The 22,173-nt window shown below is 60.7% G+C and carries 30 protein-coding genes; 16 read left to right on the forward strand and 14 right to left on the reverse strand.

Going from position 1 to position 22,173, the window contains the following annotated elements; genetic code table 11:
* Window positions 1–374: 374 nt before the first annotated feature.
* The 12 genes from A6D6_RS13455 to A6D6_RS13510 form a co-directional block, all read right to left on the reverse strand.
* The gene (locus tag A6D6_RS13455; RefSeq protein ID WP_159661007.1) at window positions 375–734 is read right to left on the reverse strand and encodes a four helix bundle protein; all 360 of its coding nucleotides are present in this window, start codon (window positions 732–734) and stop codon (window positions 375–377) included.
* A 42-nt stretch (window positions 735–776) separates the two neighbouring features.
* Window positions 777–1,397 carry an Lcl C-terminal domain-containing protein gene (locus A6D6_RS13460; RefSeq protein WP_159661008.1) on the reverse strand — a complete coding sequence of 207 codons (621 nt, stop codon included), beginning with the start codon at window positions 1,395–1,397 and terminating at the stop codon, window positions 777–779.
* A gap of 61 nt (window positions 1,398–1,458) precedes the next feature.
* Window positions 1,459–2,070, reverse strand: a complete 612-nt coding sequence (locus tag A6D6_RS13465) for a DUF1566 domain-containing protein (protein WP_159661009.1) — start codon at window positions 2,068–2,070, stop codon at window positions 1,459–1,461.
* Between the two features lie 55 nt (window positions 2,071–2,125).
* Window positions 2,126–2,950 carry a DUF2303 family protein gene (locus A6D6_RS13470; protein ID WP_159661010.1) on the reverse strand — a complete coding sequence of 275 codons (825 nt, stop codon included), beginning with the start codon at window positions 2,948–2,950 and terminating at the stop codon, window positions 2,126–2,128.
* A 53-nt stretch (window positions 2,951–3,003) separates the two neighbouring features.
* Window positions 3,004–3,528 (reverse strand): YfdP family phage-associated protein, encoded by a 525-nt coding sequence (locus A6D6_RS13475; protein WP_201303786.1) that lies wholly within the window; start codon window positions 3,526–3,528, stop codon window positions 3,004–3,006.
* Between the two features lie 196 nt (window positions 3,529–3,724).
* Complete coding sequence (locus tag A6D6_RS13480; protein ID WP_159661011.1) at window positions 3,725–3,991, reverse strand: hypothetical protein; 267 nt, start codon at window positions 3,989–3,991, stop codon at window positions 3,725–3,727.
* A 2-nt stretch (window positions 3,992–3,993) separates the two neighbouring features.
* Window positions 3,994–4,536 (reverse strand): hypothetical protein, encoded by a 543-nt coding sequence (locus tag A6D6_RS13485; protein WP_159661012.1) that lies wholly within the window; start codon window positions 4,534–4,536, stop codon window positions 3,994–3,996.
* The gene (locus A6D6_RS13490; RefSeq protein WP_159661013.1) at window positions 4,533–4,823 is read right to left on the reverse strand and encodes a hypothetical protein; all 291 of its coding nucleotides are present in this window, start codon (window positions 4,821–4,823) and stop codon (window positions 4,533–4,535) included. Before A6D6_RS13490 ends, A6D6_RS13485 begins: the two co-directional genes overlap by 4 nt.
* Window positions 4,820–5,047: a hypothetical protein gene (locus tag A6D6_RS13495; RefSeq protein ID WP_159661014.1), complete on the reverse strand. Its 228-nt coding sequence runs from the start codon at window positions 5,045–5,047 to the stop codon at window positions 4,820–4,822. Before A6D6_RS13495 ends, A6D6_RS13490 begins: the two co-directional genes overlap by 4 nt.
* Window positions 5,047–5,244, reverse strand: coding sequence for a hypothetical protein (locus tag A6D6_RS13500; RefSeq protein WP_159661015.1), 198 nt, complete (start codon window positions 5,242–5,244; stop codon window positions 5,047–5,049). Before A6D6_RS13500 ends, A6D6_RS13495 begins: the two co-directional genes overlap by 1 nt.
* Before the next feature lie 129 nt (window positions 5,245–5,373).
* On the reverse strand, window positions 5,374–6,042 hold the full coding sequence (locus A6D6_RS13505) for a type VI secretion system-associated protein TagO (RefSeq protein WP_159661016.1): 669 nt from the start codon (window positions 6,040–6,042) through the stop codon (window positions 5,374–5,376).
* 26 nt (window positions 6,043–6,068) lie between these two features.
* Window positions 6,069–6,875 (reverse strand): LexA family protein, encoded by an 807-nt coding sequence (locus A6D6_RS13510; RefSeq protein ID WP_159661017.1) that lies wholly within the window; start codon window positions 6,873–6,875, stop codon window positions 6,069–6,071.
* A gap of 311 nt (window positions 6,876–7,186) precedes the next feature.
* On the opposite strand from A6D6_RS13510, the gene A6D6_RS13515 reads away from it, so the two are divergent.
* On the forward strand, window positions 7,187–7,420 hold the full coding sequence (locus tag A6D6_RS13515) for a transcriptional regulator (protein WP_159661018.1): 234 nt from the start codon (window positions 7,187–7,189) through the stop codon (window positions 7,418–7,420).
* Between the two features lie 96 nt (window positions 7,421–7,516).
* On the opposite strand, the gene A6D6_RS22215 is transcribed toward A6D6_RS13515, so the two are convergent.
* Complete coding sequence (locus A6D6_RS22215) at window positions 7,517–7,753, reverse strand: ECs_2282 family putative zinc-binding protein (protein WP_439647238.1); 237 nt, start codon at window positions 7,751–7,753, stop codon at window positions 7,517–7,519.
* A gap of 77 nt (window positions 7,754–7,830) precedes the next feature.
* On the opposite strand from A6D6_RS22215, the gene A6D6_RS13525 reads away from it, so the two are divergent.
* Window positions 7,831–8,370: a hypothetical protein gene (locus A6D6_RS13525; protein WP_159661020.1), complete on the forward strand. Its 540-nt coding sequence runs from the start codon at window positions 7,831–7,833 to the stop codon at window positions 8,368–8,370.
* A 294-nt stretch (window positions 8,371–8,664) separates the two neighbouring features.
* Here A6D6_RS13525 and A6D6_RS13530 read toward each other — a convergent pair whose 3' ends face one another.
* Window positions 8,665–9,150 carry a hypothetical protein gene (locus A6D6_RS13530; protein WP_159661021.1) on the reverse strand — a complete coding sequence of 162 codons (486 nt, stop codon included), beginning with the start codon at window positions 9,148–9,150 and terminating at the stop codon, window positions 8,665–8,667.
* Window positions 9,151–9,340: 190 nt separating this feature from the next.
* Here A6D6_RS13530 and A6D6_RS13535 point away from each other — a divergent pair, with 190 nt between their 5' ends.
* The 14 genes from A6D6_RS13535 (at window position 9,341) to A6D6_RS13605 (ending at window position 22,161) form a co-directional block, all read left to right on the forward strand.
* On the forward strand, window positions 9,341–10,390 hold the full coding sequence (locus tag A6D6_RS13535; RefSeq protein ID WP_159661022.1) for a PriCT-2 domain-containing protein: 1,050 nt from the start codon (window positions 9,341–9,343) through the stop codon (window positions 10,388–10,390).
* On the forward strand, window positions 10,390–11,811 hold the full coding sequence (locus tag A6D6_RS13540) for a DUF5906 domain-containing protein (protein ID WP_159661023.1): 1,422 nt from the start codon (window positions 10,390–10,392) through the stop codon (window positions 11,809–11,811). The genes A6D6_RS13535 and A6D6_RS13540 overlap by 1 nt, the downstream gene beginning before the upstream one ends.
* 292 nt (window positions 11,812–12,103) lie before the next feature.
* Complete coding sequence (locus tag A6D6_RS13545) at window positions 12,104–12,697, forward strand: hypothetical protein (RefSeq protein ID WP_159661024.1); 594 nt, start codon at window positions 12,104–12,106, stop codon at window positions 12,695–12,697.
* Window positions 12,698–12,892: 195 nt separating this feature from the next.
* The gene (locus A6D6_RS13550) at window positions 12,893–13,240 is read left to right on the forward strand and encodes a phage holin family protein (RefSeq protein ID WP_159661025.1); all 348 of its coding nucleotides are present in this window, start codon (window positions 12,893–12,895) and stop codon (window positions 13,238–13,240) included.
* Window positions 13,240–13,620, forward strand: coding sequence for a M15 family metallopeptidase (locus tag A6D6_RS13555; protein WP_159661026.1), 381 nt, complete (start codon window positions 13,240–13,242; stop codon window positions 13,618–13,620). Before A6D6_RS13550 ends, A6D6_RS13555 begins: the two co-directional genes overlap by 1 nt.
* Window positions 13,617–14,009, forward strand: coding sequence for a hypothetical protein (locus tag A6D6_RS13560; RefSeq protein WP_159661027.1), 393 nt, complete (start codon window positions 13,617–13,619; stop codon window positions 14,007–14,009). Before A6D6_RS13555 ends, A6D6_RS13560 begins: the two co-directional genes overlap by 4 nt.
* Before the next feature lie 192 nt (window positions 14,010–14,201).
* A complete protein-coding gene (locus A6D6_RS13565; protein WP_159661028.1) occupies window positions 14,202–14,390 on the forward strand; it encodes a hypothetical protein in 189 nt (62 codons plus the stop codon).
* 2 nt (window positions 14,391–14,392) lie between these two features.
* The gene (locus A6D6_RS22170; RefSeq protein ID WP_159661029.1) at window positions 14,393–14,755 is read left to right on the forward strand and encodes an HNH endonuclease; all 363 of its coding nucleotides are present in this window, start codon (window positions 14,393–14,395) and stop codon (window positions 14,753–14,755) included.
* Between the two features lie 92 nt (window positions 14,756–14,847).
* A complete protein-coding gene (locus tag A6D6_RS13575; protein WP_159661030.1) occupies window positions 14,848–15,312 on the forward strand; it encodes a P27 family phage terminase small subunit in 465 nt (154 codons plus the stop codon).
* Complete coding sequence (locus A6D6_RS13580; protein WP_159661031.1) at window positions 15,309–17,063, forward strand: terminase large subunit; 1,755 nt, start codon at window positions 15,309–15,311, stop codon at window positions 17,061–17,063. Before A6D6_RS13575 ends, A6D6_RS13580 begins: the two co-directional genes overlap by 4 nt.
* A complete protein-coding gene (locus tag A6D6_RS13585) occupies window positions 17,060–18,349 on the forward strand; it encodes a phage portal protein (protein ID WP_159661032.1) in 1,290 nt (429 codons plus the stop codon). Before A6D6_RS13580 ends, A6D6_RS13585 begins: the two co-directional genes overlap by 4 nt.
* On the forward strand, window positions 18,346–19,203 hold the full coding sequence (locus tag A6D6_RS13590; protein WP_159661033.1) for a head maturation protease, ClpP-related: 858 nt from the start codon (window positions 18,346–18,348) through the stop codon (window positions 19,201–19,203). Before A6D6_RS13585 ends, A6D6_RS13590 begins: the two co-directional genes overlap by 4 nt.
* A 10-nt stretch (window positions 19,204–19,213) precedes the next feature.
* Window positions 19,214–20,602, forward strand: a complete 1,389-nt coding sequence (locus A6D6_RS13595; RefSeq protein WP_201303788.1) for a phage major capsid protein — start codon at window positions 19,214–19,216, stop codon at window positions 20,600–20,602.
* Between the two features lie 338 nt (window positions 20,603–20,940).
* The gene (locus A6D6_RS13605; RefSeq protein ID WP_201303789.1) at window positions 20,941–22,161 is read left to right on the forward strand and encodes a hypothetical protein; all 1,221 of its coding nucleotides are present in this window, start codon (window positions 20,941–20,943) and stop codon (window positions 22,159–22,161) included.
* Window positions 22,162–22,173: the final 12 nt, after the last annotated feature.

Raw genomic sequence — 22,173 nt, forward strand, 5'->3', positions numbered from 1 at the left:
CGCGAGGGCGGAGCGGCTAGCGCGCTTGGCGCGCCGGCAGTCGAAGTACGCCTGCGCCAGCTCCTCGAAAGAAAAATCAGCAGGGCCTTGCGCAGGTTTCAGATCTGCGGACGGCGCGAGCGCGGAACGCGTTGTTCTTGTGGTCGTTGTTCTGGTTGCCATTGGCAAAGTCCTGGTTCCAGGCGTTGTTGGCGGAGTACTGCGCCGAGTCGTTCTATCTACGTCGCCCCACCGAAGGCGCGGGCCGATCAGTGGGGTAACTGCGCGAGACCTGCCGGGCTTGGCCCGGCGGTTTCCCTGGTGCGCGTGGCGGTGGCCGGTGGCCAGCGGAACGACCAGATTCAAAAATCGCACGGGTATGGCCGCCTTGACGGTCATACAGCAGGCGACGCTGCGGCACTGTGACGCTTCCATCCCGTCGCCTGTCGCCCGACCTTGTCGGTGATCTCGACAGCGGCGGCGTATTGCTTGGTGCTGATGAACCGCTTATCCCGGCAGAGCCGGAGCAGCAGCTCCACCACCTGCAGGCGTTCGAGCAGGTCCTCGATGTGGGGTACCTTGTTGCGGGCGGTATTGGCCCTGAAGATCAGGACCAATATCTCCACGCACTCATCGCGGACCTTCTCACCGAACAGGCGCTTGTAATCCCGGGGTATATTCCGGGTTACCTCGGTGGCCACCGACAGCAGCTCATAGCTCAGGCGGTAGATGGGAAGTTCACTGTGCAAGGCCATGCTGAAAAAACTCGCGAAGCGCGCTGCGCGCGCTGTTAATGGTTAAAGGGTTGAAGTGCTAATGAATCTGCGGACGGCGCGAGCGCGGAACGCGAGGTCCTTGTGGTCGTCGTCCTGGTAGCCATAGGCAAAGTCCTGGCCCCAGGCGTAGTAGGCGGAGTACTGCGTGCTGGACCAGTAGTAGCCGCTCTTTTGGAACAGCTCCGGGACCGTGGCGTAGCACAGCGCGTACTCGCGGCGGGCGGCCAGGTACCAGTCTCTGAATCCATTGCGCCGGGTGCCGGCTGCCCAAACGGCGGCGGCAGGGTCATTCTCGGAAGCGCACAGGGCGTTGGTGTTGGCCAACCCATCCCATTCGCTGTCAGCGCCTGGTACCTGCTCACCAGCCTCGCCCCACTTGATCTCCTCGATCTCTGCGTCGGGGCCAGTGGCGACGATCAGGTGATAGTCAGGGTGGCCGTCGGAGCCGCGCATGAGGCCGGCATAGATCCCGCCTTGCTCTGGCCATTCACTACCGATGGGCGGTATTCCTGCCGGTGCGTCATTGGCATGGCCGGGCAGGGTGGCCAGCCAGTTGCTGATGATGGTGGCCGGGGGCAGCAACACTTCTGCGCCGGCGTGCGGAACGCGGATCAGGGCGTCATTCTGATTGGCGGTGTTCATATCGATCTCCCAAAAAATTGGCGCGAAGGGCGCTTCGCGCCCTGTTAAAGGGTTGAATGGATCAATTGATAAGGAATCTGCGGACGGCGCGAGCGCGGAACGCGCGGAACTTGTGGCCGTATGCCTGGCCGCCAACGGCAAAGTCCTGGAGCCAGGCGTGGTAGGCGGAGGACTGCGTACTGGCCCAGTAAACCGCAGCTCGCAACGCATCGGGCGAGCCCTCGCGGAGCGCCGCCACGTTGGTTTGGGCGGGCTCTTCCTTGGTGTATGGGTAGCCAGCGGGCACGCTGCTCGCGTTGTCGCCATCACGGAACGAAACAAAATTCGGGCGTGCCGTTGGTTTCAGGTTCCGGTACATCAGCTCCAGTTCGTCGCGAGCGCCCAGGTACCAATCGGCATAGCCGTTGATTTCCAGCGCCAGGATTCGCTGGGCCAGATCACTGCCGGACTCGGCCATGGCCTGAGTGTTGGCCATGCCGTCGAAACAGCTGGTGGCTCCTTCAATCAGTTGGCCTGATTCGCCCCATGGGCTGTCGTCGAGATCACCAGCGGCGGGTGACATCACCAGGCCATGCAGGCCGGTGGGCAGTTGGATGATGCCAGAGAAAAAACCGCCTTCGATGGCCATGCCGATCACCAGGTCGGTTGCTGTGAAGCTCTGTGCGGTGTTCATGGGTTGACTCCCCTTCTGCAAGACAGTTGCCCGGCCTGGGGCCGGGCGGTGGTGGTTACTTGAGGTTCAGGGTGCCGATGGTGACCGGCACAGAACCGTCGATGGCGCCTTTCAGGATCCCGGCGAACTCGTCGGCCATATCCTCCTGCTGCTGTTCGAGCTGGATGATGCGCAGGCGGAAGGCCGGGTTGTCGTTACCTGTGAGCAGGCCAACGCGGACCATAAAGGTGCGCTCCTCCAGCTCGTGGTAAGGGATGCAGGTGAACTCGAGGAAGGCGGGCAGGGGGCGTTGTTCGCTATCCGCGTCGATCTGTTCCAGTCCTGAGCGCGTGGAGCTGTAATTGCTCTCTACGCTGTCCCGTTGGCTGGTGGCCTTGATCGTGACATGGCGGATATTGGCGATGGCCTGAGTGATCGGCAGAGTGGTTTCCAGATCCCGGCGTGCGGCGAGATGAGGCAGCCAGTCTTCCATCCACTCCGCCAGGGCTTTCTGGCTGAGCGTGGACTCGTTGAGTGCCAGCAGAGCGCTGTAGGCGGCCGTCTTTTTCAGGCTGAGCACGGCGGAGTGGTCGCCGTGGTGGGCGACGTGCGGGTTGCCCAGGTCCATGACGGCCTGCGCCTGCATCCGCTCACTGTCTACATAACAGCCGGCGGCCACGTCCTCCCGGACGTTGTCGTGGCAGTAGTTTGCGAACGCGGTGATCGATTCCGTTTTGAAGGTGCCTCGGAACCGGCGACGGAGATCGAAGTAGGGTTCCAGGTCCACGATCTTGGCGGACTCGGGCACCGCCATGACACACCGGTCCAGGTCGATCAGCTGCTTATTGATGGTCTGGATCGCGGCGTCGTCAGCGATGTGGACGATAGTTTCCTTTTCCATGGTGGCCTCTAGGTTGCCAGTGGGGTTGCGGCTTCGGGTTGCCGGGGGTGGGCTCAGAAGTGGTTCTGGCCTTCCTTGAGCATGTCCATCTGAGTTTCTGGGGCGATGGACATACGCCCGCCGCGGCTGACGTGCATCAGCGTGGCGGTGGTGTCTTCCTCGGTGGAGTGCCCGCGCCGGGTGGGGCGTTTGTACGCCAGCTTGTGGTCGATGCTGACTTGGTTGGATTCGCCGACCCGTTGCACGGTGAACGTCAGGGCGACGGAGCCCTTCTTGCCTTTGTCGCCGTTATCGACGGTCCCGGCGGCCACTTCGCACAAGGCGTGAGCGACCTTCGACATGAACGCGCCAGCGTCGAGTTCGTTCAGGAACTCATTCGGGTCGAACTTGGTTTGTGGTGACATGGTGGTCTCCCCTTTCGGTTGGGTGGTGGTGAAATGGATTGCGGTGAGCGTGATGAGCAGTGCCAGCCCGGCGGCGGCCATCAGCCAGAGCAGCGGGCGGTCGTTGCCCGGCGGCTGCTCAGACGGCAGAGGTAGCTGCAGAACGCGGTCATAGCGGCGTGACGGACGCAGCACCGCTTTGCCTCCTCGATGTCGTCGGTGTAGAGCAGGGCGTTGTGCACTTGCTCCTGCCATGGTGCTTCCCTGCTGAACGGTGGTTTCGGTGGCCACGCGGCGAACCGGGGCGATCCCTGTACATACGCGACGGACACCCGGTAGCTGCCGTTGATCAGGTGCCATGGGTCTTGAGTTATCCATGCCATATCGCTCCCTACGCGGCTTTGTTATGGATCCGGCTGAACAGCTCGGTCATGCCGGATTCGGTGATTTCGATTCGGGTGCACCAGCGCCAGCCGACGGCAGGGTGCTGGTACTGGAACTGCTCTTCATGCAGCCAGCCCTGGCGCACCCAGAGCGGGTTGGCGCGCTTGTCTTCGGTGATCGCGCCGAGGTGGCGTAGCTGCGTGCGAAGCAGGGCTTTGGTCAGGCCCAACCGGCGGGCAGCAACGGACATTCGATACGTGCGCTGGCGCTTCATGGTCAGATCCTCAGAGGTTCGCGGTCGGCGTAGCGGCCAGGAGGGGCTGTCAGCCACCACTGGTCGCCGTCGGGATCGTCGGGGGCCGGTTTGAACTGGCGATACTGGATGACCGCCTTGATCGGCCAGCGTCCGGGTTCCGTGTCATAAAACCCCCACTCGAACTTCCAGGGGCCATGGCCGAACAGTGTCCAGGTCTCCTGCCGAATCTGGACGATGCGGTGCACGTCGGTGCGGGGGATCCGATTCCACCAGCTGACAACCCGGTCGCCACCCATGAGCCAGAGCCGCCGGATCTGAACGGCGCGTTCTTCGCGGTAGTAACCGGCCAGGACAATGGCCACGGCGGACTGCCATGGGTGATCGTGCAGGTGCCGCTCTGAGTCATTCCGGACGAACCGGTGCAGATACCAGTGGCGGCCGAAGCGGTGGCCCAGGTAATACCGTTCCAAATAGGGCCCGGACGGCAGCGGGATCAGGCGGCAGGGCAGGCGGCCAGAGAACCGGAACAGGGTGCGCACGATGAGACGGCTGATCAGATTCATTGCGTGTACTCCATGCTGCCGGTGTCACACCAATGAATCTTCTCCATCTGCAAGTTGTTCTCGCTCTCCAACCAGCGCTGGTGGTGGTGCTCTGCCAGGTCGAGCAGTTCACCGAGGGTGTAGTCCTCGATGGCGGTACCCTGCAAGGCGAGGGCGTCCGCGAATGATTTCTGCCAGCGCCCGTTGCATTCGCCGAGCGGTAGGACCTGCTCTATTCGGCAGAGTGTGTTGATCACGTGCTGGGCGCGGCCTGTGATGGTGGCCGGATCTGGATTAGGGAAAATCATTGTTGATCCTCCGCTTGAGCGCGGCGGCAACGGCGCAAATACCCGTCGGCCAGTTCATTGAGGCGCTGTCGTGCCCGGAGACCATCCTGGGTGTCCGGCAGGCGCTGGGTGTAACGCGTCAGCAGGCGTCCAGATTCTCGGTAGGCCTCACGGATGTCCCGCTGAGGGCGGGCTCGCTGGAAGGCACGCTGAGCGTTGTGGAGCAGGGCCGTGGTCGGGTTCATCACGCCGCTCCCGGGCCCATCCAGGGGCTCAGTTGGTCTTCCACTGGGCTGGCGGGCTTGCGGGTCGGCCAGGCGGCCTTGCGCGTGAGGTACGCGGCGCCGCGCTGCGGCAGCACGGCGATCATGCCGGTGTGGCGCTGAATCGCGCGGATCTGATCCGCCGATGCCTGGGTGGGGTGGATGTAGATTGTGGCCATGGTTGCCTCACTGCTATGTCCTTTCGGTACAGAATATGTACCAAAAGTACATTCAGTCAAGAACCAAAAGTACATATTTTGGGCAATGTTGTGACTATATGGTCACGAAAAGTGGAGAGGGCGGTTGGTTTAGAGCTTCCAGTTACATTCTTTGGCTATTTTCGAGATAGGCTCTTCGAGCCCCCTTGTATCGAAGACAGCCATGACGGGGTCAGCATTATATGGCGTGGTTTGCAGTAGCAGTTTATCGGCGGCTGCAATTTCTCTGAGTAGGGGGATTGCTTTCCTGGAAAATGTTGAAGTTTTATCTGTTGAAATGTCCCACGTTTCCTTTCTGGCCTTTGCTTCACCTACTCGAACTGTCACGCGTTTCCATTCCTGATAAATACTGCTGGAGTCATCGCCAAGATAGTCATGCCATTTCACATACAGTTCGGTCTTGTTGGATTTGCATCTGGCAACAAGGTCATAAGTGCCGCGATAGTTCCTGCCTTTAATCGGGTTTACTATCATTATTGGTAGATTGGTATCATCGATCGGATTTGTGGTGACCCTGAAGGCCCAGTGTTTCTTCTCTGCGATATGTGGTTGGTTTCCGGCTTGCGCTGTGGTGCGTTTATGATCCTGTATTCCATTCGCAATGATGCCGTAAATGAAAAAGGCGCCGAAAATTATGACGATGATTTTTGCCACCCCAACTTTGCCGCGCGCCACTTCTTTGGGGGCACCGCAGTGCGGGCAGGACTTTGCGGAAGGGCTTATTTCATTCCCGCATTCTTTGCATTTTATAAGTGCCATATAGAGCATCCCCCAGTGAGAAAAAACTAGGCAAGTTTCATCTTTGCTGTCGTCACAGTCCCAACAATTCGGCAGTTACCATTTATATGGATTGTTTTGTAATCCGGGTTGAGTGGTTTCAAGTATTTATTGGGCCCATCAAGCACCAATTTTTTGAACGTTGCTTCGTTCTCGTCAGTTAGTTTCGCGACGACAAGGCTGCCATTATGAGCTGGAACGCTCGGTTCGACCAGGATCAGGAATCCATCCGGTATGCTGAGGCCGGAAGGAGCGGTCATGGAATCACCTTTGACGACAAGCCAGAAAGCATATGGACAGGTGTTTGGTGGCACTGGTTCCCATTTTTCAGCGTATCCGGGCGCGTATAGGTCCACGGCCTCTGTCCAGCTTCCTGCTTGTACGCTGCTTATAACTGGCGCCATTCGTGACTCGGAGGGTTCTGGTGCAGGGATCACGTTTCCTACACCATATTCGGTGGCCGCCTCGCGGATCTCCATTGTCGATCCGGGATACATTGAGCCTTTACCGAACTGTAGCCATTCTGCGCGTACTTGAAGAGCTGCTGCCAGGACCTCCATTTTTTCCTGTCTTGGAATGGCTTCACCGTTCAGCCATTTGCTGGCAGCTTTCGGTGTCGCCTCTGCAATCCTTGCCAGTTGCGCGCCGAGGCCCCGCTCAGACCAGCCAGCAGCGGCGGTTGCCTTGCGGAGCCGTCTTGAGAAGTCTTGTCGTAGATCGTCTATATGAACCATCGGTTCATTATCTTTACTCTTGATTGTACTTTCAGTACCGATGTAGCATGTACCGAAAGTACATATTGGGACGTTAGACATGCCTTCACTCAAATCTGTGATCGACGACGCTGGTGGTGTTGCTAGCGTCTCCAGGTTGCTGGGTATCAGTCCAAGGGCCATTTACAAGTGGCTGGAGGCTGGATCTTTGCCCCGAACCGAGTATTCAGGCGAGACCGACTATGCCCAGAAGTTAGCGCGGTTGGACGCCGTCGAGCATTCGGCATCAGAGATTCTGGAGCTATGCCGTCCAAGTTCTAGAGACGCCGCTGCCTGACATGAACCCATCTTCCCCGAGCCCCGCTGAAAGGGCACGCAAGTACGTCGCAGCCACCTTGCGGGCGATTACGTCCATGGGCCAGCGACCCCTTGCGGATGCCCTGGAGATCTCCGAGGCGACGGTGTCCCGCCACATCAGCGAGGGCCACTTCGAGCGCGCCATGCGGATCGTGGCGGAAGCGGGGTTCAAGGTGGTGCCGGATGAAATGCGGTGCTTCAACCCGAAGGACGTGGAAGTGCTGTTGCACGGCCACCGCCGCTGGACTGAACACCTGCAGAGCGTCGATCAGCTTTGGCAGGACGAGTAGGGGAGAGTACTCATGAGTGAGCGAAATGGGTCAGGCAAGACAGCATCGGTGCGGATAAGCCTCGATCTTGCCCTGATTGATGAAATGGTTGATCTGCTACTTCGGCTTGAAGCGGTCCCCGAATGTCCGACTGAGGAGCTCTTTCGCCTGCTGGTTGGCATGCTCGACGAGGGCAGCCTTGGTTCGAGACTCACCGCAACCCGTGCAGGTGATGATGGAGTTGTCCTCCATTTCGTCGGGGTATTCGAACTCTATGCCGCCGCACTCCGGGCACTTGATCGTCATTTTCGTCATTGCGGAATCCTCGGTGCTGTTTGATCGCACATCCAGCATACCGGGAATCGCGCCACCTGCGCAGTGGTGGGGGTGACGGGCTGCCGTCGCCTATTGGTCAGAGTGGGAGATAAAAGATGAACTTTCTTGAGCCTCCAAAGTGGGTCTTTCCTGGTACTTTGATTATCACCCCGCTTTTGATGGCAGGGTCTGTTTTCAGCCCGGCGGAAGTTGTAGGGGATATCTGCGCTATTGTGCTCTTTGTTTATAGCGCTGCGGTTCTTGCCAGGGTTTTCTGGGCGTTTTCTGGGCTTCGAGACCGGCGGAAATGGCAGGGGCGGGGCCACATGCCCCCCAAAGCGGCGCCCCCTGAGCCGCCGGCGCAGTACATGTCTGGCAATGGCAGTCGGCCGCCGCATCGCAATCCAACACGGCCGCCAGACCAATCCAACACGGAACTCACCATCCGCGTTGATTCGTCTCGGGGGGTGCTGAAAAAACTGGAAGCGGTGCTTTCAGAGATCTATCAGGAAACTGGTGTTCAGGTGCACCACCTGGATGTCAGTTGGGCTGACATATCGACTGTCGGTCGCCCAGGCCAAGCAATGATCAGTGACGTGGCTGGCCAGATGAGTGTCGGCGGTGAGCTTCAACCCATGACATCGGGGGATTCATGATGCTATGGCTGACGATTCTCTGCGTGGTCCTATGGTTTCTGCTGGGTGAGTCCACCCGGGCGCTGTTGCTGGCTGGTGAGCGGCTATACAGGCCGGGTAAAGAGGCCGTATGCCATAAGATCCCACGGATAGTTTATTGGATCGTGGCCCCTTTTCTTATGTTGTGGATGTTGGGAGGGGCGGTGAATGGCCGGAGTTGAGCAGGTTTTATGGTGTTCCCCCGCCGCCTTGGTGTCTGTTTTTTGGTCGAAACAGGGCTGTTACAGGCGGGGGAGTGCCACCCATTTGCTGAGATCAGGCAACGATTTTGGCGAGCTTCCCGAGCACGCTGACTTTTGCTCTGTAATCAGAGAATTGCTTTTTTCCGTATCCCATCTCCAGGAGGACCTCGTTGTGGACCAGATTTCGCAGACATTCGATGTCCGCGAGCTCTCCTTTCTCCTGAAGCCTACTGATCTCGCTTTCGATTTCATCCGGGGTCAGCTTCTTGCGTTCTCGAAACAGATGCAGGTAATTGCCTCTAATGCTGCTTGCAATGGCGGCCTTCTCCGCCGGTTTCAGAACAATGTCCATAATGATAGCGACAGCAATGATCAAGCCGGCGGAGCTGGCGAGATCGGGGGACTTTTTAAAGAAGGCGGCGATGCCCGCGAAGGCACCAGCCAATTGGATGGCGTAAAGCGCGCCGTGCAGCCTCCGAAATATCCGGGCATAGCGTTCGTTGTAACGGCGGCCCCAGCGAACTCGAAACTCGATTTCATGTGCCTTTTCTTGATCCATTGTTGGGTTTCCTGTCAGGCGGTTCAGGCGGCGGAGCTTTGGGCGGTACTTGGGTGCGGCCGCCATCATGTGGGATCGGTATGTCGTGCGGGTGGTGCATGCTGTTCACTCCTCGGCGTGATGTTTTTTTGGTCGAAACGTGATCAGTTTAGCAGCATTTTGGGCATAGCCAACTGGGGCGGGGCATCATATGTATGAGTCCGTGTCTCTCTCCGACGCTGAAGACCTGCTCCGCTTTATCAGCCCGGATCTGGACCGTGATGAGTGGTTCTCGGTGGCGGGTGCGCTCAAGACCGAGTTCGGTGACGCCGGGCAAACGCCATTCGATAGTTGGAGCCAGGGCGGCCGAAGCTACGACAAGGGCGCCTGTGCCAGCACCTGGCGCAGTGCCAAGCCGGGCCATTACACCATCGGTACCCTGGTCAAGATGGCGAAGGAAGGCGGTTGGCAGCCACCTGGTCGTGAAGCGCTGTCACCGGCGGATCTGAAGCGTCTTCGAGCGGAACAGGAAGAGCGTCGGCGGCAGAGACAGGCAGAGATTGAGGCGGATGAGGCCAAGCGAAATCGTCTACAAGTGGCTGTCTCTGAAGCCTGCACCACCATTTGGAACGAACATACCCGGGGTTTGGGTAGCTCACCGTATCTCGGCAAGAAGGGCGTCGGCGCCCATGGTATCCGGTTTTTCTCCCGCTCGTTGTTGCTGGTGATCGATGACCAGACGGAAACCGTGCGCATCCTCACTGGCGCTGACGTGAAGCGCTTCTTCGCAGACCTGCCCAAGCCTCGGCCGGATCATCTCTCCTTTCTCAAATTTGGCCCGGGTGCCGTGGCGGTGCCCATGCGGGACGTGGAAGGCCGGATCTGGGCCATTCAAACGATCAACCATCAAGGCACCAAGCTGTTCCCGAAGTACGCCCGGAAAAAGGGTTCTTTCCATGTGCTGGGCGATCTGGATGGCGCCCAGCTGGTGGGATTCGCTGAAGGCTATGCGACCGCCGCGACCTGCTTCGAAGTGGGGACCGGGTGGCCGGTGGTTGTGTGTTTCGATAAGGGCAACATGGTCAGTGTTGCTGAATCCCTGCTCCCCGGTCGGGAGGGGGTGACACCGATTTGGTTGGCGGATAACGATCCGCCGGATGAAAAGACCGGTAAGCCGGCGGGCTTGACCGCCGCGCAGAAATGCCAGTCCCGCTTCGGTGGGGCGATCCTGATGCCAAGGTTTCCTGGGGAGGCGGCCTGATGTATGGCGATTGGAATGACCTGGCGGCGAAGCATGGCCGCGAGGAAGCACAACGACAGCTTGAGCAAGGGCTGAAGGCGGCCAATGATGAAGCCTCTCCCACGCCCACTCCAGAAAAGCGCGGTCACGCGCGCGGGGGCGTGGGGGGCGGTGGTACCCGCTGGACCAAAACAGCACTGGTAGAGCACTGCCTGCTGGTCTACGGCTCGGACATGGTGTGGGACGCCCGCAACCAGATTTACATGCGCTTGTCGCACTTGCGTCACGCCGTCGGGCGGGAACTGTTCAAAGCCTGGGAAGAGAGCCCGAGCCGCAAGATCGTTTACGGTCTCAAGTTCGAGCCCGGGCAGGATCTGGGGCCAGAGTGGGTGAACCTATGGAAAGGTTTTGCCATCGAACCGAACCCGAAAGGGGAGACCGGATGCCAGCGCATTTTGGAGCACTTCTGGCGGCTGTGTGGTCATCGGCAGGAAATGTATGACTGGCTCATGCGGTGGATCGCTTACCCGCTGCAAAGGCCCGGAGCGAAGATGGACAGTAGCGTGGTCATGTTCGGGCCTGAAGGGCCGGGCAAGAGCGCCGTCTGGGAAAACGTGGTGATGCCGATCTACGGTGACGCGGCCACCACCATCGGCCAGTCGCAGTTGGAAAGCCAGTTCACTGGGTGGCAGGCCGGCAAGTGTTTCGCGTTGGCGGAAGAAGTGGTCAGCCGCGCGGAAAAGAGCCACTACAAGGGCCAGCTCAAGCACCTGGTCACGGGTAAGACCGTGCGGATCAACGAGAAGCACGCCCCGGAGCGGGTGGAGTCCAACCATCTGAATATCGTGTTTCTCTCCAACGAAACCGTGCCGCTGCTGCTGGACCAGGGCGATCGCCGTTACATGGTGCTCTACGCGGACAACGTGCCGGACGGGGCCTATTTCCAGGCGCTGTTTTCGGAGATCAACGATGAAGGGCCCGGGTGTTTTTTCCATTACCTGCTGCATCTGGAGCTGGGTGATTTCGGGACCTGGACCAAGCCACCGTTGAATGAGGAAAAGGACACGCTGGTGGAGATGGGCATGAGCACCGCGCTGTTCTTCCACAAGCAGTGGATGGAAGGCGAGCTTGGACTTCCCTATGGCGCGGCGGCGTCTTCGGACCTGTGGGCGGTGTTCGTGCGCTGGTGCGAGCGTAACAACGAATACAAGCGCCGGCAGCGCGATCTGGCGGCGGATCTGAAGCGGGTCATGAAGGCGGAGCGTCGAGATGTGGCATTGCCCAAGCCGGCGAGTCAACGCAAGACCGTGCGCCTGTGGGTGCCCCCGGAAGTCTATAAGCGACGAGATATGCCGGACTACGTGGACCTGCTAGGTGAGCAGGCAAGGGCGTTTCGGGAGGAAGCGTTGGGTGAATGGATCAGTGACAGGGCGGAATCGTGATGGTCATCCGACACCTAGACACCTGCGCCGACGTTTGTCCGACATCTGCAAGCCACGGAATGAATGGGCTAGACGCCTAGACGGATAAAACCGGGCCTCGTGCGCAAGCGCGGGCGCACAGGTGCGTATGCGTACCCATATTTATGTGTCTAGGCGTCTAGGTGTCTAGAAAGTGTTTAAAGGGTAGGTAAATCAAAGAGTTGCGGCTAGACACCTAAACCGACACCTAAATTTCAGGTGTCTAGCGGTTTTGTTCCACGGGTAACAACGGTGATGTGGTAAGGGGAGAATCATGCATCCGATTCGAATGATGGGCCGGTTGAACGTTCGCGGGCAGAGCTATGCGATGCCGGGGAGTGGCCACGGTGACACGGTGCCCTTTGAGTCCCTGGTGGCCGGTGCGCTCGGTATGGGGCGGTTGCATCGCGGTGCTGAGCTGGTGGGCTTGGTGATCTATGCCCGGCACCATGATGTGGCTCGGGAACTGGTGACGCGCTTGGCAGCAGCGGGCTCGGCGCTGTTCGAGCGCAAGGGCTGGAAGACAGTGTATTGCTACGGCATCGCTGAGATGCTGGTGTTTGAGTTGCTGTGGCCCCGACGATGTGTTGATTGCAAGGGCGATGGTGAGTATTCCGTGCGCTATACGGCATTGGGTGAGCAGTCTGTTTCGCGCAAGAAAGCGCATCGTTGCCAGCGCTGTAACGGGACAGGGCGCGGCGATCTAAGCCAGCGCGAGCAGGCGCGGGTGTCTGGGATTGAGCAGAGTCGGTTTATCAGAACTTGGGCACCGCGAGCTCATGAAATGCGTCTGATGATGCTGGGTTGGGAGGAGGATTGTCTGCGGCATCTGGTTCGCCACTTCGATTTTTCTGCTGAGGCTGGGTAGATAGGTGTTGACGACCGCATCATTTTGAGGGTACTTTTTCCCAAGCTGGACAAAACCCGCCCGATGGAAATTGAGTGGGTTTTTTTGTGCCCGTTCGGCACGTCCGGTCATCTCCCCAGGCCCGCTTCGAGCGGGCTTTTTATTTTCACGGCTCGCTTCGGCGGGCCGTTTTTGTTTCTGAACGGGTGGGGCGCTATGCAGGACGATCCAGGGCTTTGGGCGCAAGTAATGCAAGCCGGTGGAGACCTGGCTCGCCACGCGTGGGCCATGGCCATGGGATCGCTGGGCGCCATGCTGGGTTTCATCTACCGACACTACCAACGCAACAGTGAGGGCGAAGACGTGCGTCCGATTAACTGGTTGGCAATGGCCCTGGAAGGCATTACCTGCGGGTTCATCGCGGTGACCGTGAGTTACGGTCTGGAAGCGATGGGGGCGCCGGTGAGCATGGGCAACTTCATCGGTGGTTCGCTGGGCTTCGTCGGCACCAAGGCGGCGAGCGAGTGGGCCATCATGTTCGCGAAGCGCCGGACGGGCGGCTGATGTTCACGTTCAGCGCCCGATCTGAACGCAACCTGCAAGGTGTTCATGCTGATTTGGTGGCTGTTGCGAGGAGGGCGTTGGAATTGACCACGGTGGACTTCGGTGTCACCGAGGGGCTGCGTTCCCAGGAACGGCAGCGGGCATTGGTAGCAGCGGGTAAGAGCCAGACGCTGAACAGCCGGCACTTCACCGGCCATGCGGTCGATGTCATGGCCTACACCAATGGTCACGGCACGTGGGAATGGCGGTATTACGAACAGATCAATACAGCTTTCCAGGCAGCCGCTCAGGAACTCGGTGTGGACGTTGAGTGGGGCGGTCATTGGCGTACCTTGCGTGATGGTGCCCACTTCCAGCTTTCTTGGCAGGCCTATCCGTGAGCTCCTGGCTGATTCGTGCGTTGGTAATCGTTGGTATTTTGGGTGCGGTGTTTGGACTGGGCTGGGAGCTCGGTCGATCCCAGAAAGGCGAGCAGTGCGAACAGGACAAGAGGGTTGGCGCCGAGGAGCAGGTCCGTGCGCAAGGCGAGGCGATCAAGAACTCCGATGAACGCGATGCTCGGTCCCGGGAAGTGGAGAGCGAGCATGCCCATCAGGAACAGCAACGCGAGGTAGAGACCCGTGTCATCACCCGTGACGTCATCCGGTATGTGGCTAAGCCTGAGTCTGAGTGCGTTGCTGATGCTGAATGGGTGCGCCTCTACAACGCCAGCAATGGTATGCCCCGCGCCAGCAAAGCCGCCGGAAAGCCTGCTGGTGGCGCCGAGTGAGCCTGAGCGCGTAGAGCCCGGCACGCTAGCTGAGATGCTGCCGGTGATCACTCAGAACAACGCGGTATGTACCGCGACACGGGATCAGCTCAATACGCTGATCCGTTGGCACCGTGCTGTTGGTGCGACTGATGGCCTGTGAGGGCTGTCAGCGGCGCCGGGCATGGCTGAAGAAATGGTCGAGGATTGCGTATGAGCGAGCGCGTGGAATCGTTGGTGGAGCAGCTGCTCCAACGTCTGGATCAGCAGATGGCCCGCAACGATCAACTGGTCAACCATCTGATGCAGATGAACCAGGCTCTGCTGAACGCCCTGGTGCAGGATGATGACGGGCTCGATGATCCGGTGCCTGCCGTGGATCTGGCGGGGCGGCCGCTGTAACCATGCCGGCCCGGCCTGGCCGCTGGTGCGGCAAGTGTCGCACGGTGCATGCCGGTGACTGCCCCGAACGAAACGTTTGGGAAAAGCCACTGCACGTCAAGTCTGGTCGTGGTGGCCGGCCATGGCGGCGGTTGCGCAAGCAAATCTTTGAACGCGATGGCTATCTCTGCCAGGAGTGTCTGCGCCAAGGCGTTCTGACCATCGTCACCGAGCATGGATCCCGTGCTGGTATCTGTGACCACATCGTGGCGCTGTCTGCCGGTGGCAAGGATCACCCATCCAACCTGCAAACCCTCTGCCGGGATTGCAGCGATGCGAAAACCCATAGGGAGGCCCTGGAGGCGAGGGGTGGATCGAAAGTTTGAGCGATTCCCCGAGGACACCCCGCCCCCAGTGCTTTTTTTTTGCGTGAGGAATTGAAAGGAGTTTCACCACGGGGTGGTGATGACGAGACGTTATGGTTGGACGTTACAAGGAATCGGCGATTGCGAAGCACCCAGCGTTTGAGCGCGGGCAAGCTGCATCCGTTGAAAACGTCCAACTGCACAAGGACCGCGCCGCCGAACTGCGGCCACGTTATCTGACCCGCGCCGAGAAACGGGTGTGGGATCGGGTGGCGCCGGAGCTCAGCCGTCTGAACCGACTCCGCCCTCACTACGTGGACTTCATCGCGGAGTACTGCGTGGTGAAGGTGCGCATGGATGAGACGCGCAAGGCGCTGGATGAGAAGGACTGGACCTATGTCACCAGCGGCCGACATGGGATTCAGCACAAGAGCCGCCCCGAGGTCGCTCAGCTGAACGACGATTGGCGCAAGTGGAATTCCCTGGTGGCTCAGTTGGGTCTCTCTCCGGCCACGGAGCTGCGGTTCAACGACCGTCAGGGCTCCCTGTTTGATGATGACGATTTTGACAACCTGTGACGCTCACACGAACAGACGACCACATCGCGGACGTGCACGCGTACTGCGATGCCGTGCTGTCCGGAGAGCGCCCGGCCTGTAAATGGGAGCGACTGGCGGTTGAGCGGTTCCTCCGGGATCTGGATCGCCAGGACACGCCAGGGTTCCCCTACCGGTTCGATGAGGCAAAGGCCTGCCGTCCGATCAACTTTGGCGAGTGCTTCCCGCATGTGAAGGGGCAATGGGCTCGCGCCAGCGGCAAAGCGAACCGGATCCGCTTCGAGCCCTGGCAGAAGTTCGGTCTGGCCAACATCTTCGGCTGGGTGCATGTCGATACCGGCCTGCGGAAGTACCGCCGGGTCTACGATTGTGAGCCCCGCAAGAACGGCAAGTCGATCAAGGCGGCGGTGATAGGTCTGTATCTCCTCACCGAAGACGGTGAGTTCGGAGCCGAGGTCTACTGTGGCGCCACCAGTGAGAAGCAGGCCTGGGAGGTGTTTCGCCCGGCGAAGAAGATGGCGGAAAAGCAGCCGTCCTTCCGTCGCAAGTACGGTGTGACCTCTCACGCGAAGCGCATGGAGTGCGACAACGTCGGCACCAAGCCGCTGCCGGATGGCAGTAAACGCTGGCCGGATGGGAGCCGGTTTGAGCCGGTGATCGGTAAGCCCGGTGACGGTGCGTCGCCGAGCTGCGCCATTCTGGACGAGGTGCACGAACACCCGGACGACACGCTCTACGACACCATGCTGACCGGCATGGGTGCGCGGGAACAGCCGTTGCTGCTGGCCATCACCACCGCCGGTACCAACACCGCCGGACCCTGCTACGCGCTGCAGAAGGAATTGGAGGCGGTGCTGCAGGGCAGCATCGAGAACGAGGAACTGTTCGGTGTCATCTACACGGTTGATGACCCGGAGAACGAATGGCGCACCGAAGAAGGGCTGATCAAGGCCAACCCGAACCTGGGTGTCTCGGTCAGCCGCGAGTTCCTTCTGGCCCGGGTCCGGGACGCGGAGCAAAGCCCGCGCAAGCGCAGCATCGTCCTGACCAAGCATTTCAACGTCTGGGTCACCGGCAAAAACGCCTGGCTCAACATGCTGGACTGGAACCGCCAGGCGGATCCGGCTCTGACCCTGTCCGAGTTCGAAGGCGAAGACGCGAAACTCGGCATCGACCTGTCGGAAACCGACGACTTGACAGCCTCGGTGCTGTGCTTCCGCCGGTATGTGGACGGTCAGGCGCATTACTACTTCCTGGGTCGGTATTACGCCACCGAGGAGAAGGTCAAGGAACACGACCACTACGACGAGTGGGTGCAGGGCGGCCACCTGGTGGAGTGCGACGGCGGAACCATCGATTACCAGGAGGTGGAGGATCACATCCTGGAATCCGCCGAACAGGTCCAGATCGAGCAGTGCTTCTACGATCCGTGCGGTGCCGCGCACCTGGCGCAGCGGCTACAGCAGCACCGTGGCATCGAGGCGGTGAAGGTCGGCCAGACCTACACCAACTTCTCCGCTCCCATGCGGGAGTTTGAACGTCTGCTGAAGGCCGGCCGCATCCACCACGACGGCAACCCCTGCCTGACCTGGATGTTCGGCAACGTCGTGGCGAAGGAAACTGAGGACGGGAAGATGCTGCGGCCCGTCAAGGAAAACCGAGACAACAAGATCGACGGCGCCGTGGCGGCGCTGATGGCCTTCATCGCGGCGCATGAGCCGGACGAGGATGAAGATCTGGACGACTTCCTGCAGGACCCGATTATCGCATGAGCACCACACCGAAGAAGCTCGGTCGCTTCCGCGCTGCCGTGCTCAAACTGATGGGCGTGAACCTGACGGATGAGGCGTTCTGGGAAGCCTGGGCCATGGGCAAGAACACCGCCGGCCAGTTGGTGAACGAAAAGACCGTGCTGGGGCTGTCCGCCGCCTGGGCGTGTTCTCGCCTGATCTCTGAATCTATTGGTTCCTTGCCGCTGCAGCTGTACGAACGCACCGCCAATGGCCGGCGGGTCGCTGCGGGGCACCCGCTCTACCGGATACTGCATTCGAGCCCGAACGCGGATTCCACGGCGACCACGTACTGGGAGTCGAAGTCCGCCGCGTTGCTGCTGCGCGGCAATGGGTTTTCTGAAATGCAGATGATCGGCAACCGGCTGGTCGGGCTGAAGTTCCTGGCGCCGAACCGGTTGGGAGCGTCCAAGAACGTCAATGGCGAGCTGCGGTTTCGGTACACGGAAGAGAATGGACTCCAGCGGGAGATCCCGGAGAGCAAGCTGTTCCACATTCCAGGGTTCTCCCTGGATGGGAAATGGGGCCTCTCGGTGATCGCCTACGGCGCCTCGGTGTTCGGTTCGGCCCTGGCCGCCTCCAACGCCGCGAACAGCACCTTCGAGAAAGGGCTGGCGCCGACGGTCGCCTTTACCTTGGATCGCGTTGTGAAGAAGGAGCAGCGTGAGGAATTCCGGGAAAACTTCGAGAAGATCACCGGCTCAGTCAATGCTGGCAAATCGGCACTACTGGAAGCAGGCATGGATGCCAAGACCATCGGCATTCCGCCGAAGGACGCTCAGTTGCTGGAATCCCGGGCCTTCTCTGTCGAGGAAGTCTGCCGCTGGTTCCTGGTGGACCCGAGCATGGTGGGCCACGGCGGTAAGGACAGCAACTGGGGCACCGGTCTGGAGCAGAAGATGCTCCGCTACCTGACGTTCACGTTGCGCCCCTATCTGACCCGGATCGAACAGGCCATCAACAAGCGGCTGCTGTCACCGGCGGATCAGAACCGCTACTACGCGGAGTTTGCCATTGAGGGGCTGCTGCGCGCGGATAGCGCCGGCCGCTCGGCCTTCTACTCCGTGATGGTCAACAACGGAATCATGACCCGCGATGAAGTGCGGGCGAAAGAGAACCTGGCCGCCAAGGGCGGCAACGCGGACGTGCTCACCGTGCAAAGCGCGATGACCCCGCTCGATACCATCGGCCAGCAAAGCGACGGCGACGCGGCACGTGCCGCCTTGGCCGCCTGGCTGAACCAAGCCGACAAAGAGGATGCCGCATGACGATCCAACTGACTCGCCCAGTGCTGCGCTCCGGCGCCAATCTCCAGTTCGACCTGCCGGCCAAAGCGCTGGATATGTGGAACCCCGGCATTCGCGCGGCGGCGTCCACCGATGACAACGAGATCGGCATTTTCGAAGTCATTGGCGAGGACTTCTGGACTGGTGGTGGCGTCACCGCCGCCCGCATCAATGCGGCGCTGCGCAATATCGGCGCCGGCAACGACGTGGTCGTCAACATCAACTCACCCGGTGGTGATCTGTTCGAAGGGGTGGCGATCTACAGCCTGCTGAAAGAGCACGCAGGCCACGTCACGGTCAAGGTGATGGGATTGGCCGCATCCGCCGCCTCGATCATCGCCATGGCCGCCGATGAGATCCAGATTGCCCGGGCCGGGTTCTTCATGATCCACAACGCCTGGACCATCGCGATCGGCAACCGCCATGACTTGCGTGACATCGCCGAATTCCTGGAGCCGCTGGACGCGGCCATGGCGGACGTCTATGTCGCTCGCACCGGCGTGGAGCTGGCTGATGTGCAACGTCAGATGGACGCCGAAACTTGGATCGGAGGCAGTGCGGCGGTGGAGCGTGGCTTCGCCGACAGCCTGTTGGCCTCCGATGAGATCCAGGACGGGGCGCCCGCCGCGCAGTATCTGGCGGCGGCCCGTGAGCTGGATGTGGCCCTCGCCAAGAGCGGCATGCCGCGCAGCCAGCGCCGCAAGCTGCTCGCTGATTTCAAGTCCAGCACGCAATCCGCTGCTGGCGCTGGTACGCCGCGCGCTACCAATGACGACACGCTGGACGCTGTCGAGTTTGACCTGGAACCACTCCCGACTCTCTCCTTCAATCCCTGAGGAATTGATCATGAAGTTCAAGCTGTCGCCAACATTCCTGTTGGCCATCATCGCTATGGCCTCGGCATTGCCGCTGGCCATGGGCATTTCCGTTCCCAGTGTGGCGGGCGCCGCGCTGGTTGTCGTCTGCGCGGCACTGCTGGTGGAGCGCAGCCCTTCGTCCTATCGTGGTGCGCACGGTCAACTGGGTAAGATCGGTGCTGAGGATCTGGAGGCGCAATACAGGGACGTTTCCGCCAACCTGAAAAAGGTCGGCGATGATCTGAAGGCCCATGCCGAGCAGGCGCAAAAGGACATCCAGACTCATCAGAAGATGAGCGAGGAGACCAAGGCCGAGGTCGATAAGCTGCTGCTGTCGCAAACCGAGCTCACCGGTCGCCTGTCCACTCTGGAGCAGCTGCTCGCATCCGGCAAAGGCGGTGATGGTGGCAAAGCGGCCGTGCAATCCTTGGGCGCCAAGGTCATCGAACACGAGGACTTCGCCTCCAACGCCAACAAACTGGCCATGGGCAAAGGCAGTTTCTCAGTACCGGTGCAGGCCGCCATCACCTCGGCGCCGGATTCCGCCGGTGATTTGATCGAGCCACAACGCGTGGCCGGCATCCTCACCCCGCCGGAGCGCCGGCTGACCATCCGCGATCTGCTGAGCTGGGGCCGCACTCAGTCCAACAGCGTGGAATACGTCCGTGAGACCGGCTTTACCAACAACGCGGATGTGGTGAGCGAGAACCCGTCCGCCGGCAAGCCGGAATCCGGCCTGAACTTTGAGCTGGACTCCGCGAAGGTGGCCACCATCGCGCACTGGGTGCACGCCTCCAAGCAGGTACTCAGCGACGCTTCCATGCTGGCCGCGCATATCGATGGGCGGTTGCGCTACGGGCTGAAACTCAAGGAAGAGTTGCAGCTCCTGAAGGGCTCTGGTGTTGGCCTGAACATCAATGGCCTGTACACCCAGGCCAGCGACTACGCCAACCCGGGTGTTGTGGTTCAGGATGAGACCATCATCGACCGCCTGCGCATCGCCATGCTGCAGGTGCAACTGGCGGAGTACACCGCCGACGGTCTGGTGCTTAACCCCATCGACTGGGCCACCATCGAGCTCACCAAGGACACCCAGAACCGCTACCTGCTGGCCAACCCCACTGGCCTGGCCGGCCCGGTGCTGTGGGGGCTGCCCGTGGTGGCGACTCAATCCATGGATCAGAACGACTTCCTGACCGGTGCGTTCCGGATGGGTGCCCAGGCTTGGGATCGTGAAGACGCCACCGTGACGGTGTCCACCGAAGACCGTGACAACTTCATCAAGAACATGGTCACCATCCTCGCGGAAGAGCGCCTTGCGCTGACCGTGTACCGTCCTGAGGCCTTCGTGAAAGGTCCGCTAACGGACGCTTCCTGACCGCCGGGGCCTTCGGGCCCCTTTTTTTAAGGACAACCGATGGTTCAAGTGCAGGCCTTACGCAGCTTTGACCATGGTGGGCCGCGTCGGACAGGTGATGAATTTCCGGTTTCACCGCAAACCGCCCGGGATCTGGTGCGGGTGAATCTGGTGCGGATCCTTCCGGCGGACCCTCCGCCGGCCGTTGGCAGGAAGTCGTCTGCATCGCCAGCGGCCCCAGTCTCACCGAAGCGGACTGCCGAGCGGTCAAAGCGTGGCGGCAAGCGGCGCCAGGGCGCGGCGTCATCGTCGTCAACACCAGTTTCCGATTAGCCCCCTGGGCGGATCTGCTCTACGCCATGGACCGCGCCTGGTGGAAAGTCCACCGGGCGGAAGTGGCCCGAGGGTTTCGCGGTGACCGCCATGCGGCGGTGGACCGCTGCTATGACATCCCGAAGGCGCCCTCGCGGCACTTCGGCAATTCCGGTGCCGGTGCCATCGCCCTGGCGGCATGGCACGGGGCGCAAAGGGTGATCCTGCTGGGCTACGACTGCCAAAAGACCGGTGGGCGTACCCATTGGCATGGAGATCACCCCAAGGGGTTGGGTAACGCCGGGAAGCTCCCCGACTGGCCTCGCCATTTTCAACAGGTGCGGGAGGCTTTCCCGGGGCTGACTATCATCAACGCCAGCCGGGCCACGGCTCTGACGTGCTTTCCTCGGCAGGCTTTGGAGGTCGTTCTGGACGCACCAGTGACTATCGTTCGCGGTATGCGCGGCCTGGGCGACAACATTTACCAGCGTGCCTTCGTGAAGGCGCTGCCTGGCCAGGTGTATCTGGATACCCCGTGGCCGGAGCTGTATCGCGATTTGCCGAACGTTCGGTTTCTGAAGCCGGAAACCCATCTGCGGACGCAATCGAAGAATCTGGTGCGGCATCGCCACTGGGCGCGAGCGCCGCGTGCAGGTAGAACGATCAACGTGCGGTACGGAACCCAGGGCATCCTGCCCGGCATGCGGCAGTGCTTTGGTGTCAGGGGTTCCGGTTTGGATCTGCCGGACCTCGGTCCATCTCCAGTCCCGGGCGATTACGTCGTCGTTCGCCCGGTCACGGTCCGTAAAGAGTGGGCGGCGGAGTCCCGCAATCCCAGGCCGGAATATGTGGCCGAAGCGGCGGCGGAGCTGCGGCAGCGCGGGGTGACGGTGGTGTCCGTCGCGGATCTGGCACCGGGCCAAGAGTGGGCCCTGGAGCCGTTGCCTGAGCATGACGATGCTTTCCACGCCGGTGAGTTGCCGGTAGAGCAATTGTTCGCTCTCGTTCAGGGAGCGCGCGCGGTTGTCGGGGGCGTGGGGTGGTTGGTGCCGGCGGCGTTGGCCGCCCTGAAGCCGGCCTGGATCGTGCTGGGTGGCAACGGCGGTTACAACGCGCCGGAACTGATTACGCCACCAGGAGAGCATTCGGTGACGTTCGCGGTGCCGGATCGGCTGTGCCGTTGCCGCCACCACAAACACCGTTGCAACAAAACCATTACCGGCCATCTGGATCGCTTCCGCGCGTGGGCGGACGACCAAGGCTTATAGCTGAGAGCATCC

This window comes from Alcanivorax xiamenensis, from assembly GCF_009846745.1.
GTDB classification, from domain to species: Bacteria; Pseudomonadota; Gammaproteobacteria; order Pseudomonadales; family Alcanivoracaceae; genus Alloalcanivorax; species Alloalcanivorax xiamenensis.

What these genes read in the sequence shown, in the direction of transcription:
- A6D6_RS13590 (WP_159661033.1), top strand. Translation starts at nt 18,346, where the DNA reads ATGACGATCCAACTGACTCGCCCAGTGCTGCGCTCCGGCGCCAATCTC.
- A6D6_RS22215 (WP_439647238.1), bottom strand. Translation starts at nt 7,753, where the DNA reads ATGCTGGATGTGCGATCAAACAGCACCGAGGATTCCGCAATGACGAAA.
- A6D6_RS13480 (WP_159661011.1), bottom strand. Translation starts at nt 3,991, where the DNA reads ATGAAGCGCCAGCGCACGTATCGAATGTCCGTTGCTGCCCGCCGGTTG.
- A6D6_RS22170 (WP_159661029.1), top strand. Translation starts at nt 14,393, where the DNA reads ATGCCGGCCCGGCCTGGCCGCTGGTGCGGCAAGTGTCGCACGGTGCAT.
- A6D6_RS13470 (WP_159661010.1), bottom strand. Translation starts at nt 2,950, where the DNA reads ATGGAAAAGGAAACTATCGTCCACATCGCTGACGACGCCGCGATCCAG.
- A6D6_RS13555 (WP_159661026.1), top strand. Translation starts at nt 13,240, where the DNA reads ATGTTCACGTTCAGCGCCCGATCTGAACGCAACCTGCAAGGTGTTCAT.
- A6D6_RS13500 (WP_159661015.1), bottom strand. Translation starts at nt 5,244, where the DNA reads ATGGCCACAATCTACATCCACCCCACCCAGGCATCGGCGGATCAGATC.
- A6D6_RS13585 (WP_159661032.1), top strand. Translation starts at nt 17,060, where the DNA reads ATGAGCACCACACCGAAGAAGCTCGGTCGCTTCCGCGCTGCCGTGCTC.
- A6D6_RS13595 (WP_201303788.1), top strand. Translation starts at nt 19,214, where the DNA reads ATGAAGTTCAAGCTGTCGCCAACATTCCTGTTGGCCATCATCGCTATG.
- A6D6_RS13530 (WP_159661021.1), bottom strand. Translation starts at nt 9,150, where the DNA reads ATGGATCAAGAAAAGGCACATGAAATCGAGTTTCGAGTTCGCTGGGGC.
- A6D6_RS13485 (WP_159661012.1), bottom strand. Translation starts at nt 4,536, where the DNA reads ATGAATCTGATCAGCCGTCTCATCGTGCGCACCCTGTTCCGGTTCTCT.
- A6D6_RS13515 (WP_159661018.1), top strand. Translation starts at nt 7,187, where the DNA reads ATGGGCCAGCGACCCCTTGCGGATGCCCTGGAGATCTCCGAGGCGACG.
- A6D6_RS13460 (WP_159661008.1), bottom strand. Translation starts at nt 1,397, where the DNA reads ATGAACACCGCCAATCAGAATGACGCCCTGATCCGCGTTCCGCACGCC.
- A6D6_RS13605 (WP_201303789.1), top strand. Translation starts at nt 20,941, where the DNA reads ATGGACCGCGCCTGGTGGAAAGTCCACCGGGCGGAAGTGGCCCGAGGG.
- A6D6_RS13540 (WP_159661023.1), top strand. Translation starts at nt 10,390, where the DNA reads ATGTATGGCGATTGGAATGACCTGGCGGCGAAGCATGGCCGCGAGGAA.
- A6D6_RS13575 (WP_159661030.1), top strand. Translation starts at nt 14,848, where the DNA reads ATGGTTGGACGTTACAAGGAATCGGCGATTGCGAAGCACCCAGCGTTT.
- A6D6_RS13510 (WP_159661017.1), bottom strand. Translation starts at nt 6,875, where the DNA reads ATGTCTAACGTCCCAATATGTACTTTCGGTACATGCTACATCGGTACT.
- A6D6_RS13525 (WP_159661020.1), top strand. Translation starts at nt 7,831, where the DNA reads ATGAACTTTCTTGAGCCTCCAAAGTGGGTCTTTCCTGGTACTTTGATT.
- A6D6_RS13565 (WP_159661028.1), top strand. Translation starts at nt 14,202, where the DNA reads ATGAGCGAGCGCGTGGAATCGTTGGTGGAGCAGCTGCTCCAACGTCTG.
- A6D6_RS13495 (WP_159661014.1), bottom strand. Translation starts at nt 5,047, where the DNA reads ATGAACCCGACCACGGCCCTGCTCCACAACGCTCAGCGTGCCTTCCAG.
- A6D6_RS13550 (WP_159661025.1), top strand. Translation starts at nt 12,893, where the DNA reads ATGCAGGACGATCCAGGGCTTTGGGCGCAAGTAATGCAAGCCGGTGGA.
- A6D6_RS13545 (WP_159661024.1), top strand. Translation starts at nt 12,104, where the DNA reads ATGCATCCGATTCGAATGATGGGCCGGTTGAACGTTCGCGGGCAGAGC.
- A6D6_RS13505 (WP_159661016.1), bottom strand. Translation starts at nt 6,042, where the DNA reads ATGGCACTTATAAAATGCAAAGAATGCGGGAATGAAATAAGCCCTTCC.
- A6D6_RS13455 (WP_159661007.1), bottom strand. Translation starts at nt 734, where the DNA reads ATGGCCTTGCACAGTGAACTTCCCATCTACCGCCTGAGCTATGAGCTG.
- A6D6_RS13490 (WP_159661013.1), bottom strand. Translation starts at nt 4,823, where the DNA reads ATGATTTTCCCTAATCCAGATCCGGCCACCATCACAGGCCGCGCCCAG.
- A6D6_RS13535 (WP_159661022.1), top strand. Translation starts at nt 9,341, where the DNA reads ATGTATGAGTCCGTGTCTCTCTCCGACGCTGAAGACCTGCTCCGCTTT.
- A6D6_RS13465 (WP_159661009.1), bottom strand. Translation starts at nt 2,070, where the DNA reads ATGAACACCGCACAGAGCTTCACAGCAACCGACCTGGTGATCGGCATG.